1 protein-coding gene (only partly in view) is annotated in these 19368 nt (G+C 74.2%); it reads right to left on the reverse strand.

Annotated features, from left to right (window positions below; translation table 11 throughout):
• Positions 1-19368, reverse strand: partial view of a type I polyketide synthase gene (locus BN1555_RS00070; protein WP_093796797.1) — the 3' portion only. Its footprint extends 9096 nt past the window's final position; the window shows 19368 of its 28464 coding nt (coding positions 9097-28464); its start codon lies beyond the right edge, outside the window; its stop codon occupies positions 1-3.

Below are 19368 nucleotides of genomic sequence, written 5' to 3' on the forward strand. Positions count from 1 at the left end.
CTACAGGTCGGACTGGCCGTTGAGCGCGGCCCGTACCAGGTCTGCCACTGCCATCGAGTCGATGGACTCGTCGGACGTGTCGTCTTCCGCCGGGGCGCTTTCGCCCCGTCCTGCCAGCTGGAGCAACGGTTCCAGCACACCGATGTCCCGCAGTTGTGCCAGCGGCACCGAGGCCAGCAGGGCCCGGATCTCCGCTTCTTCGCTGTCGGTCCCCGCCGCGTTCTCGGGCATCAGCTGTCCGAGCACGTGTTCGGCGAGGGAGCTGGGGGTGGGGTGGTCGAAAACGAGCGTCGCGGAGAGGCTCAGGCCGGTGGCCTTGTTGAGCTGGTTGCGCAGCTCGACTGCTCCGAGTGAGTCGACTCCGAGGTCCCGGAAGGACTTCTCGGCGCCGACGGCGTCCGTGTCCGGGTAGCTGAGCACCTGAGCGGCCTGGGTGCGGACCAGGTCCACGACGGTTTCGAGGCGCCGGTTCGCCGAGAGGGCGGCGAGCCGGTACCGCAGCCCGGTCTCGGCCGCGCTGTCCACGGGCGCCGCCGTGGCGGCGACCATGCTGTCGTATCCGGGGAACTCCCGGAGCAGGGCGCTGGGCCTGGCCGTGCCGAAGGCCGCGACGAAGCGGTCCAGCGCGACCTCCGCGACGACCGCGGTCGGCTCGGGTTCCATGACCAGCCTGAGCATGGTCTCGCAGGCCAGTTCCGGGTCCATTGCGCCGACTCCGGCGCGCTTGGCGGCCTCGTCGGCCCCGGCTCCTTCTGCCATTCCGCCACCTCCCCAGGCTCCCCAGGCGACCGAGGTCGCCGGGAGGCCCTGTGTCCTGCGCCGTTCGGCGAGGGCGTCCAGGACCGAGTTGGCCGCCGCGTAGTTGGCCTGGCCGAGGTTGCCCACGGCCGCCGAGGCGGATGAGAAGAGCACGAACGCCGTGAGGTCCGATCCACGGGTCAGTTCGTCGAGCAGGAGGGCCGAGGTGACCTTCGAGCGGAAGACCGCCTCGAACCGCTCCGGGGTGAGCCGGTCGAGCACTCCGTCGTCCAGCACACCGGCGGCGTGGATCACTCCGGTGAGCGGGTGCTCGGCCGGGATGTCCGCGAGTACGGCGGCCAGTTGGGCGCGGTCCGCGACATCGCAGGCCGCGACGGTGACCGTGGTGCCGAGCCCGTCGAGCTGGGCCCGCAGTGCGTCGGCGCCCGGCGCCGCAGGGCCGCTGCGGCTGAGCAGTACCAGGTGCTGGACGCCGTCCTTGGCGAGCCGGAGGGCGACCTGCGCGCCGAGGGCTCCGGTGCCTCCGGTGATCAGCACGGTGCCGTTCGGGTCCCAGGTGCGGACGGGCCGCTTGCCGGGGGCCTGTACGAGGCGCCGGGCGAGGACCGCGGAGGTGCGTACCGCGAGCTGGTCCTCGCCGTCGAGGCCCGCCAGTGCTCCGGCGAAGCCCGCCGCGGCCCGCTCGTCGAGAGTCTCCGGGAGGTCGACCAGACCGCCCCAGCGCTCGGGGTACTCCAGCGCGGCGACCCGGCCGAGCCCCCATACGGCGGCCTGGAGCGGGTGGTTCACGCTGTCCGTGCGGTTCACGGACACCGCGCCCCGGGTGGCGCACCACAGCGGCGCCCCGATGGCGGCGTCGCCGAGCGCCTGGAGCAGCACGGCGGTGAGGGCGACTCCCTCGGGGACGCTGCCCGCCGTGGTCTCCCGCAGGGCCAGGAGCGAGAGGACACCGGCGAAGCGTGTGCCGTTCCCGGTGCGCGACCGCAGCTCCCCGGCCAGCGCGGCCCGGTCGGGGCCGGCCACTGCCAGCCGTACGACCTGGGTGCCCAGCGCGTCGAGTACGGCGTTCACCCAGGGGTCCTCGGCGAACTCGGCGGGGATCACGGCGAGCCAGGTCCCCGTCAGGGCCTTGCGGTTCGCGGTGGCTCCGCCGGTCAGCGCCTTCCAGACGATCCGGTGGCGCCAGCCCTCCATGACCGTTTCGTCGTTCTGCTGCCGGCGCCAGTCGAACAGGGCCGGCAGCACCTTCGAGAGGGCGTCGCCCTCGACGTCCAAGGTGGCCTCCAGCGAAGCGAAGTCCTCCTGTTCCACGGCGTCCCAGAACGCGCGGTCCGTCGTCCGGGTGTCCTGCGCGTCGCCGCCCGTGGGGGTGACGCCCGGCATGACGTCCGGCCAGAAACGGCCGCGCTGGAAGGCGTACGTCGGCAGGTCGAGCCACTGGGCTCCGGTGCCGGTGAAGAACGCGGACCAGCGGGGGCCCGCTCCGTGGACGTGGAGCCGGGCGAGCGCGCCGACGAGGGTGGTCTCCTCGTCGCGGTTCTTGCGCAGGACCGGTACGACGACGGCGCCCTGCGGTGCCGTCTCCTGGGCCATGGCGGCGAGGACGCCGTCCGGACCCAGCTCCAGGAACGTCATCACGCCCCGGTCGGCGAGGGTCTGCACACCGTCGGAGAAGCGCACGGCCTCGCGGACGTGACGCACCCAGTACCCGGCCGAGCACAGCTCCTCGGCCGACGCCACACCACCGGTCAGGTTCGACACCACCGGAATGACCGGCTCGGCGTACGACAGGCCCTCCGCGACCGCCCGGAACTCCTCCAGCATCGGATCCATCAACGGCGAATGGAACGCGTGCGACACCCGCAGACGCGTCGTCTTACGGCCCAGCTCCGCCAGCCGCACCGCGACCTCCAGGACCTCCTGCTCGTCACCGGAAACCACCACCGACGACGGCCCGTTGACCGCCGCGATCGACACACCGTCGACCAGCAGCGGCAGAACCTCGACCTCCGTCGCCTGCACCGCGACCATCGCTCCACCGGACGGCAACGCCTGCATCAACCGCGCCCGCGCCACCACCAGACGGACCGCGTCCTCCAGCGAGAACACCCCCGCCACATGCGCCGCCGCGATCTCACCGATCGAATGACCCGCCACGAAGTCCGGGGACACACCCCACGACTCCACCAGACGGAACAACGCCACCTCGATGGCGAACAACGCCGGCTGAGTGAAACCCGTCTCGTTCAGCAGGTCGACATCCCCGCCCCACATCACCTCACGCAACGGGCGCCCCAGCAGCGGATCCAGTACAGCGAGCACCGAATCCAGCGCCTCCGCGAACACCGGGAACCGGCCGTACAACTCCCGACCCATCCCCAACCGCTGCGAACCCTGACCCGAGAAGAGGAACGCGCGCTTTCCGACCCGCTCCACCTGGTGCTCGACCAGCTCGGGCGCCGTACGTCCCTCCGCCAGGGCGGTGAGCCCCGCCAGCAGACCTGCACGGTCGGTGGTCGTCAGGGCGGCCCGGTGGTCGAAGGCCGTGCGGGTCGTCGCCAGGGAGAACGCCAGGTCGGTCAGGGCGGCGTCCGGTCGTACGGTCACCTGGGTGAGCAGCCTGCGGGCCTGGGCGCGCAGCGCGTTCTCGGACTTGCCTGAGAGCAGCACCGGCAGCGCCCCGGGCTCGCGGGCCGGTCCGTGCGGGGTGGTGACCGTGGGGTCGGTCCCGGCGGGCGGCGCCTGTTCCAGGATGACGTGGGCGTTCGTGCCGCTCGCGCCGAACGAGGAGACCGCGGCGCGGCGCGGGCGGTCGGAATCGGGCCAGGCGACCGGCTCGGTGAGCAGCCGGGCGGCGCCCGCCGTCCAGTCGACCTGGGTGGTCGGCGTCTCGGCGTAGAGCGACCTCGGCAGGGTGCCGTGTCGCATCGCCATCACCATCTTGATCACGCCGGCGACGCCGGAGGCGGCCTGGCTGTGACCGATGTTGCTCTTCAGCGAGCCCAGCAGCACCGGGCGCTCGGGGTCGCGGCCCTGGCCGTAGGTGGCCAGCAGCGCCTGCGCCTCGATCGGGTCTCCGAGCTTGGTGCCGGTGCCGTGGGCCTCGACCGCGTCGACCTCGGCGGTCGTCAGACCGGAGTTGGCGAGGGCCTGGCGGATGACCCGCTGCTGGGCGGGTCCGCTGGGCGCCGTCAGTCCGTTGGAGGCGCCGTCCTGGTTGATGGCGGAGCCGCGCAGGACCGCCAGGATGTGGTGGCCGTTGCGCTGGGCGTCGGAGAGCCGCTCGACGACGAGCATGCCCACGCCCTCGGACCAGCCGGTGCCGTCGGCCGAGTCGGAGAAGGCCTTGCAGCGGCCGTCGTCGGACAGGGCGCCCTGGGCGCTGAATTCGACGAAGCCCGCCGGGGTGGCCATGACGGTCACACCGCCGGCCAGGGCGATGGAGCACTCGCCCGAGCGCAGGGCCTGGGCCGCGAGGTGCAGGGCGACCAGCGACGAGGAGCACGCCGTGTCGACGGAGACCGTGGGCCCCTGGAGTCCGAAGGAGTACGCGATGCGGCCGGACAGGAGGCTGGCCGACTGGGCCGTCTCCCACTGTCCCGCCTCGGCCGGCGGCCGGTAGTCGCCGCTGCCGCCTCCGACGTAGACGCCGGTGGTGCTCCCCCGCAGGGTCGCCGCGTCGATGCCCGCCCGCTCCAGTGCCTCCCATGCGGCTTCGAGCACGATGCGCTGCTGCGGGTCCATCACGATGGCCTCGCGCGGCGAGATGCCGAACACGGCGGGGTCGAAGTCGGCGGCGTCGTAGAGGAAGCCGCCGTTCCCGGTGGTGCTGCGGCCGCGGCCGCCCTCCGGCGGGCCGCCGAGCAGGGTGTCGAGGTCCCAGCCGCGGTCGGTGGGGAACTCGCCCACGGCGTCGGTCTCGTCGAGTACGAGCTGCCACAGGTCCTCGGGCGAGCCGACGCCGCCGGGGTAGCGGCAGGCCATGCCGACGATGACGACGGGGTCGTCCCCGGTGTGCGCCGAGGCCACGACGGGGGCCGTGGTGTCCGGCAGTGCGCCGAGCAGCAGGCTGCGCAGGTGCAGGGCGAGTTCGGCCGGGGTCGGGTGGTCGAAGACCAGGGTGGCGGGCAGGGTGACGCCGGTGGCGGCCGTGAGCTGGTTGCGCAGGTCGACGGCGGTCAGCGAGTCGAAGCCGAGGTCCCGGAAGGGCAGGTCGGATTCGACGGCGTCGGTGTTCGAGTGGCCCAGGACCACGGCGACCTTGTCGGTGACCAGGGCCAGCAGGGCGTCGTCGCGCTCCGCCTCGGGCAGCGCGAGCAGGTCGCGCCGGTAGGCGCCGTCCGCCGAGAGCTCGTCGCCGCGGTCGGCGTCGGCGGCGGCGATGGCGGTGCGGGCTTCGGGCAGACCGGCCAGCAGGGCGGTGCGGCGGCTTTCGGTGAAGGCCGGCGCGAAGGTCTCCCAGCGCACGTCGGCGACGGTGACGGCCGGTTCGCCGTCGGCGACGGCCCGGCCGAGCGCGGCGAGCGCCGCGTCGGGGTCGAGTACGGGCAGGCCGCTCAGCCGCAGGTGCGCGGCCATGGAGGGCTCGACCAGGTCCGACCAGGCGCTCCAGGAGACGGTGAGCGCGGTGGCGCCGCGGTCGCGGCGCTGCCGGGCGAGGGCGTCGAGGTACGCGCCGTGCGCGGCCTGCGCGGCCTGGCCCCGGACGCCCCAGACTCCGGCGATCGTGCCGAAGAGGACGAACGCGTCCAGCGGCCGGTCGCCGAGTACGGCGTCGAGCTGGAGCGCGCCGGCGACGGCGGCGGTGAGCCCCGCCTCCCCGGCGCCGATGCCGTCGGTGTCCGCCTCCGCGTGGATCATCGCGGTCAGCGGCAGGTCCTCGGGGAGCGCGGCCAGCAGGGCGGTCAGCGCGTCGTGGTCGGACACGTCGCAGACGGCGAAGGTGACCGTGGCTCCGAGCTGTTCCAGTTCGGTTTCGAGCTCCTCGGTCCCGGCGAGGTCGTCCGCGTGACGGCCGGTCAGGACGAGGTGCCGGGCGCCGTCGCGGGCCAGCCTGCGGGCGGCCCTGCCGCCCATCGCCGCGGTGCCGCCGGTGATGAGCACGGTGCCGGTGGGCCGCCAGGAGTCGCCGGCCGGGTTGGCCGTCGTGGCGGTCGTACGGACCAGGCGGCGTCCGAGGGTCGCGGTGGCGCGGACCGCGATCTGGTCCTCGCCGTCGCGGTGGCTCAGGGCCGCCGCGAGGGCGGTGCCCGTGCGGTCGTCGAGCGTGGCGGGGAGGTCGATGAGCCCGCCCCAGCGGTCGGAGTGTTCCAGTGCGGCGACCCGGCCGAGCCCCCATACGGCGGCCTGTCCGGCGCTCAGCAGCGGCTCGGCGGAGGAGACCGACACCGCGCCCCGGGTGACGCACCACAGCGGCGCGTCGATGCCCGCTTCGCCCAGGGCCGTCAGCAGCGCCTCGGGCCAGGCCGTCTCCGGCGGCAGGCCGGTGGCGTCCGTGGTGCCGGTGGCGAGCAGGGAGACGACACCGGCGAAGCCCGCTGCGTCGCGGTCCTCGCGGGCCGAGGTGAGCAGACGCGTCAGGTCCGCGGCGGTGGGCCCGGCGTTCACCCGTACGACGTCCGCGCCCAGCGCCTCGACGACGGCGTCCGTCCACGGGGACGGGTCGCCGGCGGGCAGGAGCACGAGCCAGGTGCCGGGCGGTGCGGCGGCGGTCCGCGCGGGCAGCGGGATCCAGGTCTCGCGGTAGCGCCAGTCGGCGCCGGTGGACTGCTCGCCGCGGCGGCGGCGCCACGCGGAGAGCGCGGGCAGCATCGTGGTGACGGTGTCGCCGTCCAGGTCGAGCGAGGCGGCCAGCGACTCGACGTCCTGGCGCTCCACGGCCGACCAGAACGCGGCGTCCACCGGGTCGGGCACGCCGACGGCCGCGATGGCGGCGGGCTCCGGCCAGTACCGCTCGCGCTGGAAGGCGTACGTCGGCAGTTCGACCCGGCGTGCCCCAAGCCCCTCGAAGAACGCGGACCAGCGCGGTCCCGTCCCGTGGGTGTGCAGGGCGGCCAGTGCGGCGACGACCGCCGCTTCCTCGCTCTGGTCCTTGCGCAGGAACGGCACGACCAGCGGCGTCGGCTGGGCGCCGTCCAGGCTCTGCTGGGCCATCGCGGAGAGCACCCCGTCCGGGCCCAGCTCGACGAAGGCGCCGACTCCGGCGTCCCGCAGGGTCCGTACCCCGTCGGCGAACCGCACGGCTTCGCGCACGTGCCGCACCCAGTAGGCCGGGGAGCGCAGTTCGTCGGCGGTCGCCAGGGCGCCGGTGAGGTTGGAGACCACCGGGATGCGGGGCTCGTCGAAGGTCAGGCCATCGGTGACCCGGGCGAAGTCCGCGAGCATCGCGTCCATCAGCGGCGAGTGGAAGGCGTGCGAGACCCGCAGCCGCCTGGTGCGGCGGCCGTCGGCGGCGAACACCTCGGCGACCAGCAGGACGGCGTCCTCGGCGCCGGCAACGACCAGCGAGCGGGGGCCGTTGACCGCGGCGATCGACACGTTCGCGTCGAGCAGCGGAGCGACCTCGTCCTCGGTGGCCTCGATGGCGACCATCGCGCCGCCCTGTGGGAGCGCCTGCATCAGGGTGGCGCGGGCCGCGACCAGGCGGCAGGCGTCGGCCAGGGAGAACACGCCCGCCACATGGGCGGCGGTGATCTCGCCGATGGAGTGTCCGGCGACGAAGTCCGGGGTGATGCCCCACGACTCGGCGAGCCGGAACAGGGCGACCTCGACAGCGAACAAGGCGGGCTGGGTCCAGCCGGTCTCGTCGAGGAGTTCCGACTCGAAGGTGCCCGGGAGGGCGAACAGCACTTCCCTCAGCGGGAATTCGAGCTCCGTGTCCAGGTGGGCGAGGACCGCGTCCAGCGCCTCGGCGAAGACGGGGAACCGCTCGTACAGCTCGCGGCCCATGGCGGCGCGCTGGCTGCCCTGGCCGGAGAAGAGGAACGCCGTCTTGCCCGGGGCGCGGCTCGCGACTCCGCGTGCGCTCTCGCGCACACCGCCGGGGCCGGCCAGCAACACCGCGCGGTGCGGGAAGACCGTGCGGTCGGTGGCGAGCGAGCGGCCGATGTCCAGCGGGGACAGCCCGGTGTTCAGCGCGGCGAAGCCGGTGATCCGCTCGATCTGGGCCTGAAGGGCCTCACGCGTCCGGCCGGAGACGATCCACGGCACGACGGCGGGGGCTGCGGCCGGCTCGGCGGGCTGTGCCTGCGGCGCTTCGAGCGCCGGCGCCTGCTCGACGATGACGTGCGCGTTCGTACCGCTGACACCGAACGCCGAGACTCCGGCGCGGCGCGGGCGGCCGGTCTCGGGCCAGGCGGTCTGCTCGGTCAGCAGCTCCACCGCGCCCGCCGACCAGTCCACGTGCGCGGACGGGGTACCGATGTGCAGGGTCTTGGGCAGCGTGCCGTGGCGCATCGCCATCAGCATCTTGATGACGCCCGCGACGCCGGCGGCGGCCTGGGTGTGGCCGATGTTGGACTTGACGGTGCCGAGCAGCAGCGGGCGCTCCCGGTCCTGTCCGTAGGCGGTGAGCAGCGCCTGGGCCTCGATCGGGTCGCCCAGGGTGGTGCCGGTGCCGTGGGCCTCGACGGCGTCGATGTGGCCGGGGGCCAGTCCGGCGTCGGCCAGCGCCTGCTGGATGACCCGTTGCTGGGAGGGGCCGTTGGGGGCGGTCAGGCCGTTGGACGCGCCGTCCTGGTTGACGGCGGTCGAGCGGATGATGCCGCGGACCTCGTGTCCGTTGCGTACGGCGTCGGAGAGCCGCTCCAGGACCAGGATGCCGACGCCCTCGGACCAGGCGGTGCCGTCGGCGCTGTCGGAGAACGCCTTGCACCGGCCGTCGGGGGCCAGTCCGCCCTGCCGGGAGAACTCGACGAAGGAGTCGGGGCTCGACATCACCGAGACGCCGCCCGCGATCACCAGGGAGCACTCGCCGGCGCTCAGTGCCTTGCCGGCCCAGTGCATCGCGACCAGCGAGGAGGAGCAGGCGGTGTCGACGGTGACGGCCGGGCCCTCCAGGCCGAGCGCGTAGGAGAGCCGGCCCGACATGACGCTGGCGGTGTTGCCGGTGGCGACGTAGCCCTGTACGTCGGACAGTGACCGGCGCAGCAGGTTGGGGTAGTCCTGGCCGTTGGTGCCGACGAAGACGCCGGTGCTGGAGCCGCGCAGGGCCGAGGGGTCGATGCCCGCCCGCTCCAGCGCCTCCCAGGTGGCCTCCAGCAGCAGGCGCTGCTGCGGGTCCATGGCGAGCGCCTCACGCGGCGAGATGCCGAAGAAGCGCGCGTCGAAGTCGGCGACCTGGGTGAGGAATCCGCCTTCGAGGGTGTCCGACGCGCCCGCTCCGAGCGCCTCGATGTCCCAGCCGCGGTCGTCGGGGAACCGGGTGATGCCGTCCCCGCCCTCTTCGAGCAGTTGCCACAGTTCCTCGGGCGAGGTGACGCCGCCGGGGAAGCGGCAGCTCATGCCGACGACGGCGATCGGGTCGTCGTGGACGGGCTTGCCGCTCGCCACCGGGGCGGCGGCGCGCTCGGGCAGCGAGCCGAGGATCTCGGCGAGCAGGAAGTCCGCCATCTCGCGCGGGGTCGGCCGGTCGTAGACCAGGGACACCGGGAGGCTGAGCCCGGTGACGGCGGCCAGGGTGTTGCGCAGTTCGAGCGTGGTCAGCGAGTCGAAGCCCAGGTCGCGGAAGGCCCGGTCGTCCTCGATGGCGCCGGGGTCGCTGTGGCCGAGCACGGCGGCGACCTGGGTGCGCAGCAGGTCGAGCACGAACGCGCCGCGCTCGGCGTCCGGGAGTTCCACGAGGCGCTGTCGCAGCAGCGTGTCGTCGCCGGTGGCGCCGGCCGGGGCGGTGGCCGACTGCCGTACCTCCGGCAGGTCGCCGACGAGCGGCAGCGGGCGGGTCGAGGCGAACGCCGGGACGAAGCGGGCCCAGTCGATGTCGGCGAGCGCGAGGGCGGTGTCGTCCTGCTCGATGGCGCGGAGCAGGGCGCGTACGGCGGGTTCCGGCGCGAGGGGTTCGAAACCGCCGCGCCGGACGCGCCGCTCGATCTCCGCCTCGTCGGCGACCATGCCCGATCCGGCCCAGGGGCCCCAGGCGACGGAGAGCGCGGTGCGGCCGTGTGCCCGCCGGTACTCGGCGAGGGCGTCCAGATAGGCGTTGGCCGCGGCGTAGTTGCCCTGTCCCGCGGCGCCGAAGACACCGGCGGTGGAGGAGAAGAGGACGAACGCGGACAGCGGGAGGTGGGCGGTCAGCTCGTGCAGGTTGAGCGCGGAGGCGACCTTGGCCTCCAGTACGGTCCGGAAGCTGTCCTGGGTCAGGGTGTCCACCACGCCGTCCTGGACGACACCGGCCGTGTGGATCACCGCGTTGAGCGGGGCGTCGTCGGGCACGGAGTCGAGCAGGGCGGCCAGGGCGTCGCGGTCGGCGACGTCGCAGGCGGTGATGGTGACCCGGGCGCCCAGGCCCGCCAGTTCGGCGCGCAGCGCGTCGGCGCCGGGGGCGTCCTCGCCGCGACGGCTGACGAGCAGCAGATGTTCCGCGCCGGCGCGGGCCAGGCCGCGGGCGACGTGGCCGCCGAGTCCGCCGGTGCCGCCGGTGATCAGGGTGGTGCCCGTCGGGTCGAAGGTGTCCGCGGTGGTCTGCGCCGCGGGGCCGTGGGCGAGGCGGCGTACGAACACGCCGGAGGCGCGTACGGCCGCTTCGCTCTCCCCGGCGGTCCCGGCCAGGACGCCGCGCAGCCTGCGCGCGCTGTGGGTGTCGAGCTGCTCGGGCAGGTCGACGCAGCCGCCCCAGCGGTCCGGCTGTTCGAGGGCGACGACGCGGCCCAGGCCCCATACGGCGGCCTGGTCGAGTCCGACGACCGGCTCGGAGCGGCCCACGGAGACGGCGCCGCGGGTGACGGTCCACAGGGGGGCGTCGATGTCCGCGTCGCCGAGCGCCTGTACGGCGACGGCGGTCAGGAGCAGGGAGTCGGGCACCCGGGTGCGGGCGAGGCCGCCGCAGCCGGCGAGGCCGAGCAGCGACAGGACGCCGGCGAACTCGCCGTGTTCGGCGCGCAGTGCGGCCAGCCGTTCGGCGAGCGCGGCCCGGTCGGGGCCGACGCCCTCGCACAGGACGGTCTGTGTCGCGAGGGCGGCGACGACGTCGGCGGACCATTCGGCCTCGTCGGTGCCGGGGGGTGTGAGGACCAGCCAGCGTCCGGTGAGCGTGGTGGGGGCGGTGGATCCGGTCTGCGGCTTCCAGGTGACCCGGTAGCGCCAGGCGTCCACCTCGGACTGCTCGTCGCGGCGGCGGCGCCAGGCGGTGAGCGCCGGGACCATCGCGGTGACGGTCGCGTCGTCGAGGCCCAGTGAGGCGACGAGTGAACCGACGTCGTCGCGCTCGACCGCCGACCAGAACTCTGCGTCGGCGGCGCTGCCGGTGCTCAGGGGTCCGGCGGCGGGGGCGGCGAGGGTGTCGGGCCAGTACCGCTCGCGCTGGAATGCGTAGGTGGGCAGCGCGATCCGGCCGGCGCCGCTGTCCGCGAAGTACGCGGTCCAGTCGACGTCCACGCCGTTGGCGTGGGCGCCGGCCAGCGCGGTGGTGACGGTCTGCTCCTCGGGCCGGCCGCTCCGCAGCAGCGGCAGCAGCGCGGTGCGCGGCTCGTCGGTGAGGCTGTCGCGGGCCATGCCGCAGAGCACGCCGTCGGGGCCGATCTCCAGGAAGGTGCGGACCTGGCCCTGTGCGGAGAGCCAGTTGACGCCGTCGGCGAAGCGGACGGCCCGGCGCACGTGCTGGACCCAGTACTCCGGGTCGGTCATCTGGTCCTCGGCGGCGAGGCCGCCGGTGACGTTGGAGACGAGGGGGATCACCGGCGGCTGGTAGGCGACGCCCCGCGCGACGCGGGCGAAGTCGTCGAGCATGCCGTCCATGAGGGGCGAGTGGAAGGCGTGGCTCACCCGCAGCCGCTTGGTCCTGCGGCCGCGTTCGCCCAGGGTGGCGGCGATGCCGAGGACGATGTCCTCGACGCCGGCGATGACGAGCGACGCCGGGCCGTTGACGGCGGCGACGGACACCTCGTCCTCGTGACCCTCCAGCAGCGGCAAGACCTCGTCCTCGGCGGCCTCCAGGGAGATCATCGCGCCGCCCTCGGGCAGCGCCTGCATCAGCCGTCCGCGCGCCGCCACCAGGGCGCACGCGTCCGGCAGGGTGAGCACGCCCGCGACGTGCGCGGCGGCGAGCTCCCCGACGGAGTGCCCGGCGAGGTAGTCGGGGGTGATGCCCCACGACTCGGTGAGCCGGAACAGGGCCACCTCGACGGCGAACAGCGCGGGCTGCGCGTACTCGGTGCGGTCGAGGAGGGCCGCCTCGGGCGAGCCGTCGGCGGAGAACAGGATCTCGCGCAGCGGCCGGTCGAGGGCACCGTCCATCCGGGCCAGTACGGCGTCGAGCGCGTCGGCGAAGACGGGGAACCGCTCGTACAGCTCGCGGCCCATGCCGGGCCGCTGGCTGCCCTGGCCGGTGAACAGGAACGCCGTGCGGCCGCGGGCCGTGCCGCCCTGCACCACGCCGGGTCCGGGCAGTCCGTCGCGCAGCGCCAGCAGGCATCGCAGCAGTTCGTCGCGCTCCCCCGCCACCACGGCGGCGCGGTGCTCCAAACCGGCCCTGGAGGTGGCCAGGGAGAAGGCGAGGTCGGTCAGGGGGGTGTCGGGACGCTCCTCGACCAGGGCGAGCAGCCGTCCGGCCTGGGCGCGCAGGGCGGTTTCGCTGCGGGCGGAGACCACCAGCGGCAGAGCGCCGGGGCGGGGCCGGCCGGCGGAGGCCGGCCGGTCGGCGGGCTCCTCGGCGGGCGCCTGTTCGAGGATCGCGTGCACGTTGGTGCCGCTGAGGCCGAACGAGGAGACGGCGCCGCGGCGCGGGCGGCCGGTCTCGGGCCAGTCGGTGCGCTCGGTGAGCAGGTCGATGGCGCCGGAGGACCAGTCCACGTGCGAGGACGGGGTGTCGATGTGGAGGGTCTTCGGTACGACGCCCTCCTGGAGGGCGTGCACCATCTTGATCACGCTGGCGACGCCGGAGGCCATCTGGGTGTGGCCGATGTTGGTCTTGACCGAGCCGAGCAGCAGGGGCCGTTCGCCGTCCCGGTCCTGGCCGTAGGTGGTGAGCAGGGCCTGGGCCTCGATGGGGTCGCCCAGGGCGGTCCCGGTGCCGTGGCCCTCGATGACGTCGACCTCGCGGGACCGCAGGCCGGCGTTGGCCAGGGCCTGGCGGATGACGCGCTGCTGGGAGGGGCCGTTGGGGGCGGTGAGCCCGTTGGACGCGCCGTCCTGGTTGACGGCGGAGCCGCGTACGACGGCGAGCACGGTGTGGCCGTTGCGGCGGGCGTCGGAGAGGCGCTCCAGCAGGACCAGGCCGACGCCCTCGGCGAGGGTCATGCCGTCGGCGGCCTCGGCGTACGCCTTGCAGCGGCCGTCGGTGGCGAGGGCCCGCTGGCGGCTGAAGCCGACGAAGGCGCTGGGGGTGGACATGATGCTGACGCCGCCCGCGAGCGCCAGGGTGCTCTCGCCGTTGCGCAGGGACTGGCAGGCCAGGTGGAGCGCGACCAGGGACGACGAGCAGGCGGTGTCGAGGGTGACGGCCGGTCCCTCGAAGCCGAACAGGTAGTTGACCCGGCCGGACAGCACGCTGGAGAGCGTGCCGGTGATCATGTGGCCTTCGGAGCCCTCGGAGGAGTTGGCCACGCTGGACGCGTAGTCCTGGTAGCTGGCGCCGATGAAGGTGCCGGTGAGGCTGGAGCGCTGGGAGACGATGTCGATCCCGGCGTGCTCGAAGGCTTCCCAGGCCGTCTCCAGCAGGAGGCGCTGCTGCGGGTCCATCGACATCGCCTCGCGCGGCGAGATCCCGAAGAAGCCGGGGTCGAACTCCGCGACGTCCTGGAGGAATCCGCCCTGGACCGAGTAGGTCTTGCCGGACCGGTCGGGGTCGGGGTCGTAGAGTCCCTCGGCGTCCCAGCCCCGGTCGGCCGGGAAGGCGGAGACGGCGTCGATGCCGTCCAGGGTGAGCTTCCACAGCTCATCGGGCGAGGTGACCCCGCCGGGGTAGCGGCAGCCCATGCCGACGATGACGATGGGGTCGTCGTCGGTCGCGGCGGCGGACGCGGTGGCCGCGGGCGTTCCGGCGCTCTGGGCGCCGGCCAGCTCGGTGCGGAGGAATCCGGCCAGTGCGGTCGGGTTCGGGTAGTCGAAGACCATGGTCGTCGGCAGCGTCAGTCCGGTGACGGACGCGAGGCGGTTGCGCAGTCCGACGGCGGTGAGCGAGTCGAAGCCCACGTCACGGAAGGCACGCTGGTCCGGCAGGGCGTCGGGGGACGAGAGCCCCAGCACGGCCATGGCCTCGGTGCGGACGACCTCCAGCACCAGCCGCTCCTGCTCGGCGGCGGACAGGACCCGCAGCCGGGCGGTGAACTCGCCCTCCACCACGGTGCCGGTGCTCTGCTCGGCGGCCTCGGTCAGGGCCCGGACCTCGGGGATCTCGGCGAAGAGGTTCGTGGGGCGGCTGGAGGTGTAGACGGGGTGGTACGTCGCCCAGTCGACGTCGGCGACCGCGACCGCCGTCTCGTCGTCGTCCAGGGCCCGCTTCAGTCCGCTCAGCGCCAGCTGCGGGTCCATGAACTCCAGGCCGCTGCGGCGGATCATCTGCGGGTCGACGCGGCCGGCCTTGATGTCGTCGGCCCAGATGCCCCAGGAGAGCGAGGTGGCGCGCAGGCCGCGGGCGCGGCGGTGGGCGGCGAGCGCCGCGAGGTAGGCGTTGCCTGCCACGTAGGCGGCGTGCGCCCCGCTGCCCCACATGCCGGCGGTGGACGAGTAGAGGATCAGGTCGTCCAGGTCCTCGTGGTCGAGGAGTTCGTCCAGGACCCGGGCGCCGGTCACCTTGGCGTCCAGGACGCGGGAGAAGGCGTCCATGGTGGTCTCGGCCAGCGAGTACAGCTCGATGAGCGCGGCGGTGTGCACGACCGTGCGCACGGTGCGGCCCTCCGCCTTGAGCTGGGCGAGGAGAGCGGCGACGGCGTCGCGGTCGGTGACGTCGCACGCGACGGCCTCGGCCTCGGTGCCCGACGCGGTGAGTTCCGCGACGAGTTCGGCCACGCCCGGGGCGTCCGCGCCCCGGCGGCTCATCAGCACCAGGTGCTCGGCGCCCCGCCCGGCCAGCCAGCGGGCCAGGTGCGGGGCGAGCGTGCCCGAGCCGCCGGTGATCAGGGTGGTGCCGCGCGGCGTCCAGTCGCGGGCCGGGCCCTGCCCGCCGCCGGCCGCGGCGCGGACGATGCGCCGGGTGAAGACCCCGGAGGCGCGGACGGCGAGCTGGTCCTCGTCGCCCAGTGCGCCGGACAGAGCGGACGCAAGCCGTCCGGCGGCGCGCTGGTCGAGTTCGCGCGGCAGGTCGACGACGCCGCCCCAGCGCTGCGGGTGCTCCAGTGCGGTGGTCCAGCCGACGCCGGTGACCAGGGCCTGGGTGGGGGACGTGATCTCGTCGGAGCGGCCGGTGGAGACCGCGCCCCGGGTGAGGAACCACAGCGGTGCCTCGATTCCGGCGTCGCCCAGGGCCTGGACCAGGGAGACGGTCAGGGCCAGGCCGAGCGGCAGCACGGGGGTGCGCTCGTCCGGCTCCTCGGCGGGGGCGAGCGTGGAGACGACACCGGTGATCTCCCCGGCGCCGGCCAGCCGTTCGGCGAGCACCGCGCGGTCCACGCACGTCCCGTCCAGGACGAGGCGGGTGACCGCGGCGCCCTGGCCGCTCAGTGCGTCGGCGACCTCGTCCGTGTCGCGGTCGTGGCCTTCGGCGCCGACCAGCAGCCAGGTGCCGGACAGCGACCGCTGCGGGACGGTGCCGACGGGGCTCCAGGACACCCGGTAGCGCCAGGAGTCGACAGTGGAGCGGTCCTTGCGGGACCTGCGCCACGTCGAGAGGGCCGGCAGGACCGCGGCCACGGAGTTCTCGTCCGTGCCCAGGGCGGAGGTGAGCGCGGAGACGTCCTCCTGCTCCACGGCGGCCCAGAACTCGGCGTCGGCGGGGTCGGTGGCCACCGCCGGCTCGGCGACGGGAGGGATGGCCCAGAGCTGTTCGTGCTGGAACGCGTAGGTGGGAAGGTCGACCCGGCGGGCTCCGGAGTCCTCGAAGATCCCTGCCCAGTCGACGTCGACGCCGCGGACGAAGACCTCGGCCGCCGAGAGCAGGAAGCGGGACACGCTGCCCTGGTCCCGGCGCAGCGTGCCGGTGGCGACGCCCGGTTCGGCCGACTCGTCGATCATGTCCTGCACGGCCATGGTCAGTACGGGGTGCGAGCTGACCTCGATGAAGGCGCGGTGCCCGGCCTCCAGCAGATCGTGCACGGCGTCGGCGAACAGGACCCTCTGGCGCAGGTTGCGGAACCAGTAGCCCGCGTCCATTCCCGCGGTGTCCAGCCAGTCGCCGGTCGTCGTGGAGAAGAACGGGACGTCGCCGGTGCGCGGGGCGATCGGCGCGAGTACGTCGAGGAGTTCGCCGTGGAGGTTCTCGACCTGCGCGGAGTGCGAGGCGTAGTCCACGGCGATCCGCCGCACGCGTACCTCGTCGGCGGTCAGCTCGTCCGACAGCCCGTCCAGCGCCTCGGGTTCGCCGGAGACGACGACCGAGCGCGGTCCGTTGACGGCGGCGACGGACACCCGGCCCTGCCAGGCGTCGAGACGGCTCTCCAGCTGCTCCACCGGTAGCGCCACCGATATCATCCCGCCATGGCCGGCCAGGGTGCGGCCGATGGCCTGGCTGCGCAGGGTCACGACCCGGGCGCCGTCCTGGAGGGACAGCGCGCCGGAGACGACGGCCGCGGCGATCTCGCCCTGCGAGTGGCCGACGACGGCGGCGGGCTCGACGCCGCGGGAGCGCCACAGGGCGGCCAGCGACACCATGACCGCGAACGAGGCGGGCTGTACGACGTCGACGCGCTCCAGGGTGGGCGCGCCCTCCTTGCCCTGGAGCACGTCGATGAGCGACCAGTCCACGAACTCGCCGATGGCCGCGGCGCATTCGGCGATCCGCTCGGCGAAGACCGGTGACTCGGTCAGCAGTTGGGCTCCCATGCCCACCCACTGAGAGCCCTGGCCGGGGAAGACGAAGACGGTCCTGCCCTCGACGTCGGCGGTCCCGCGGGCCACCACGGCGGACGGTCCGTCGGCCGCGACGGCGCGCAGGGCGTCCATCGGGTCGGTGTCCTCGGCGGGGACCATCACCGCGCGGTGTTCGAAGACCGCGCGGAAGGAGACGAGCGAGTATCCGACGTCGAGCGGGCGCGGCGAGGGGCTCGCGGTCTCCAGGTGCGACACGAGCCGGGCCGCCTGCGCGCGCAGCGCGGCTGCGGTCTTCGCCGAGACGGTCCACGGTACGACGCCGCCGGCCACCGGCATGGGCTCGGCGGCGGGGGACGCCTCGGGCTCGTCGGCGGGGGGCGCCTGCTCGATCAGGGTGTGGGCGTTGGTGCCGCTGATGCCGAACGAGGAGACCGCGGCACGGCGGGGCCGGCCGGTCTCGGGCCACTCCACGGCCTCGTGCAGCAGCCGCACGGAGCCGGAGTCCCAGTCCACGTGCGAGGACGGGTTGTCGGCGTGCAGGGTCCTGGGCAGCAGGCCGTGGCGCAGCGCCATGACCATCTTGATGACGCCGGCGACACCGGCGGCGGACTGGGTGTGGCCGATGTTCGACTTGACCGAGCCGAGCAGCAGCGAGCGCTCCGGGTCGCGGTCGCGCCCGTACGTCGCCAGCAGGGCCTGCGCCTCGATCGGGTCGCCCAGGGGCGTACCGGTTCCGTGCGCCTCCACGACGTCGATGTCCGAGGGGGCCAGGCGGGCGTTGGCCAGGGCCTGGCGCATCACCCGCTGCTGGGCGGGCCCGTTGGGGGCGGTGAGTCCGTTGGACGCGCCGTCCTGGTTGATCGCCGAGCCGCGGATCACCGCGAGGACGGGGTGTCCGTTGCGCCGGGCGTCGGAGAGCCGTTCGACCAGCAGGATGCCGACGCCCTCGGCGAGGGTCATGCCGTCCGCCTCGTCGGAGAACGCCTTGCAGCGGCCGTCCTGGGCGAGGGCCCGCTGGCGGCTGAAGGCGATGAAGGGGGCGGGGGTGGTCATGATCGTGGCGCCGCCCGCGACGGCGAGCGTGGACTCCCCGTTGCGCAGCGACTGGCAGGCCAGGTGCAGCGCGACCAGGGACGAGGAGCAGGCGGTGTCGACGGTGACGGCGGGGCCTTCGAGGCCCATGACGTAGGAGATGCGTCCGGACAGGACGCTGGGGATGCTGCCGGTGACCATGTGGCCCTCGGCGCCGTCGCCGGCGCCCAGCCCGTAGTCCTGGTAGCTGGAGCCGATGAAGGTGCCGGTGAGGCTTCCGCGGGCTGCGGCGGGGTCGATCCCGGCGCGCTCGAAGGTCTCCCAGGTGGTCTCCAGCAGCAGCCGCTGCTGGGGGTCCATCACCAGTGCCTCGCGCGGGGAGATGCCGAAGAACGTCGGGTCGAACGCGTCGGCCTCGTGCAGGAAGCCGCCGAGGGTGGAGTAGGTCTTGCCCTGCCGGTCCGGGTCCGGGTCGAAGAGGCCCTCGGTGTCCCAGCCGCGGTTGACGGGGAAGTCCGACACGGCGTCCGCGCCGTCGGTGAGCAGGTCCCACAGCTGCTCGGGCGAGTCGGCTCCGCCGGGGAAGCGGCAGCCCATCCCGATGATGGCGATGGGTTCGTCGTCGGCGGCGCCGGTGGCGACCGGCCCGGCCACGTCGAGGACGGCGCCGAGGATCTCGGCCAGGAGGTACTGCGCCAGCTCCAGCGGAGTCGGGTAGTCGAAGACCATGGTGCTGGGCAGGGTGAGGCCGGTGGTGGCGGCCAGGCGCTTGCGCAGTTCGACGGCGGTCAGTGAGTCGAAGCCGATGTCCCGGAAGGCGCGTCCCTCGGGGACGCTGTCCGCGGAGCCGTGGCCGAGGACGACGGCGGCCTCGCTGCGTACGAGGTCGGACAGGAGCCGGGTCTGCTCGGGCTCGGAGAGGGCGCGTACCCGTGTGACGAACTCGGAGGTGTCGCCGGTGTCGGCGGCGCCTGCCGCGTCGGCCAGTGCCCGGACCTCCGGCAGGCCGTCGAGCAGCGCGCTGGGGCGGGCCGAGGTGAACACCGGTGCGTAGCGGTCCCAGTCGACGTCGGCGACGGTGACGGTGGTGTCGCCCTGGACGACGGCGCGCCGCAGTTCGGCCACCGCGAGGGCCGGCTCCAGGAGGCCGAGTCCCTGGCGCTGCAGGGCGCCGGAGACCGCCTCGTCGGTGGCCATGCCCGCTTCGGCCCAGGGGCCCCAGGCGACGGAGGTGGCGGCCAGTCCGCGGGCGCGCCGGTGCTCGGCGAGGGCGTCGAGGTAGGCGTTGGCGGCGCCGTAGGCGCTCTGGCCGCCGCTGCCCCAGACGCCGGCGATGGAGCCGAAGAGGACGAACAGGTCGAGTTCGCGGTCCCCGAGCAACTCGTCGAGGTGTGCGGCGCCCGCGAGCTTCGCGGAGGTGAGTTCGGCGAACTCGGCGGGGGTCAGCCCGTCGAGGGGGCC

It is taken from the genome of Streptomyces sp. Wb2n-11 (assembly GCF_001049855.1).
In the GTDB taxonomy this organism is placed as follows: domain Bacteria; phylum Actinomycetota; class Actinomycetes; order Streptomycetales; family Streptomycetaceae; genus Streptomyces; species Streptomyces altiplanensis.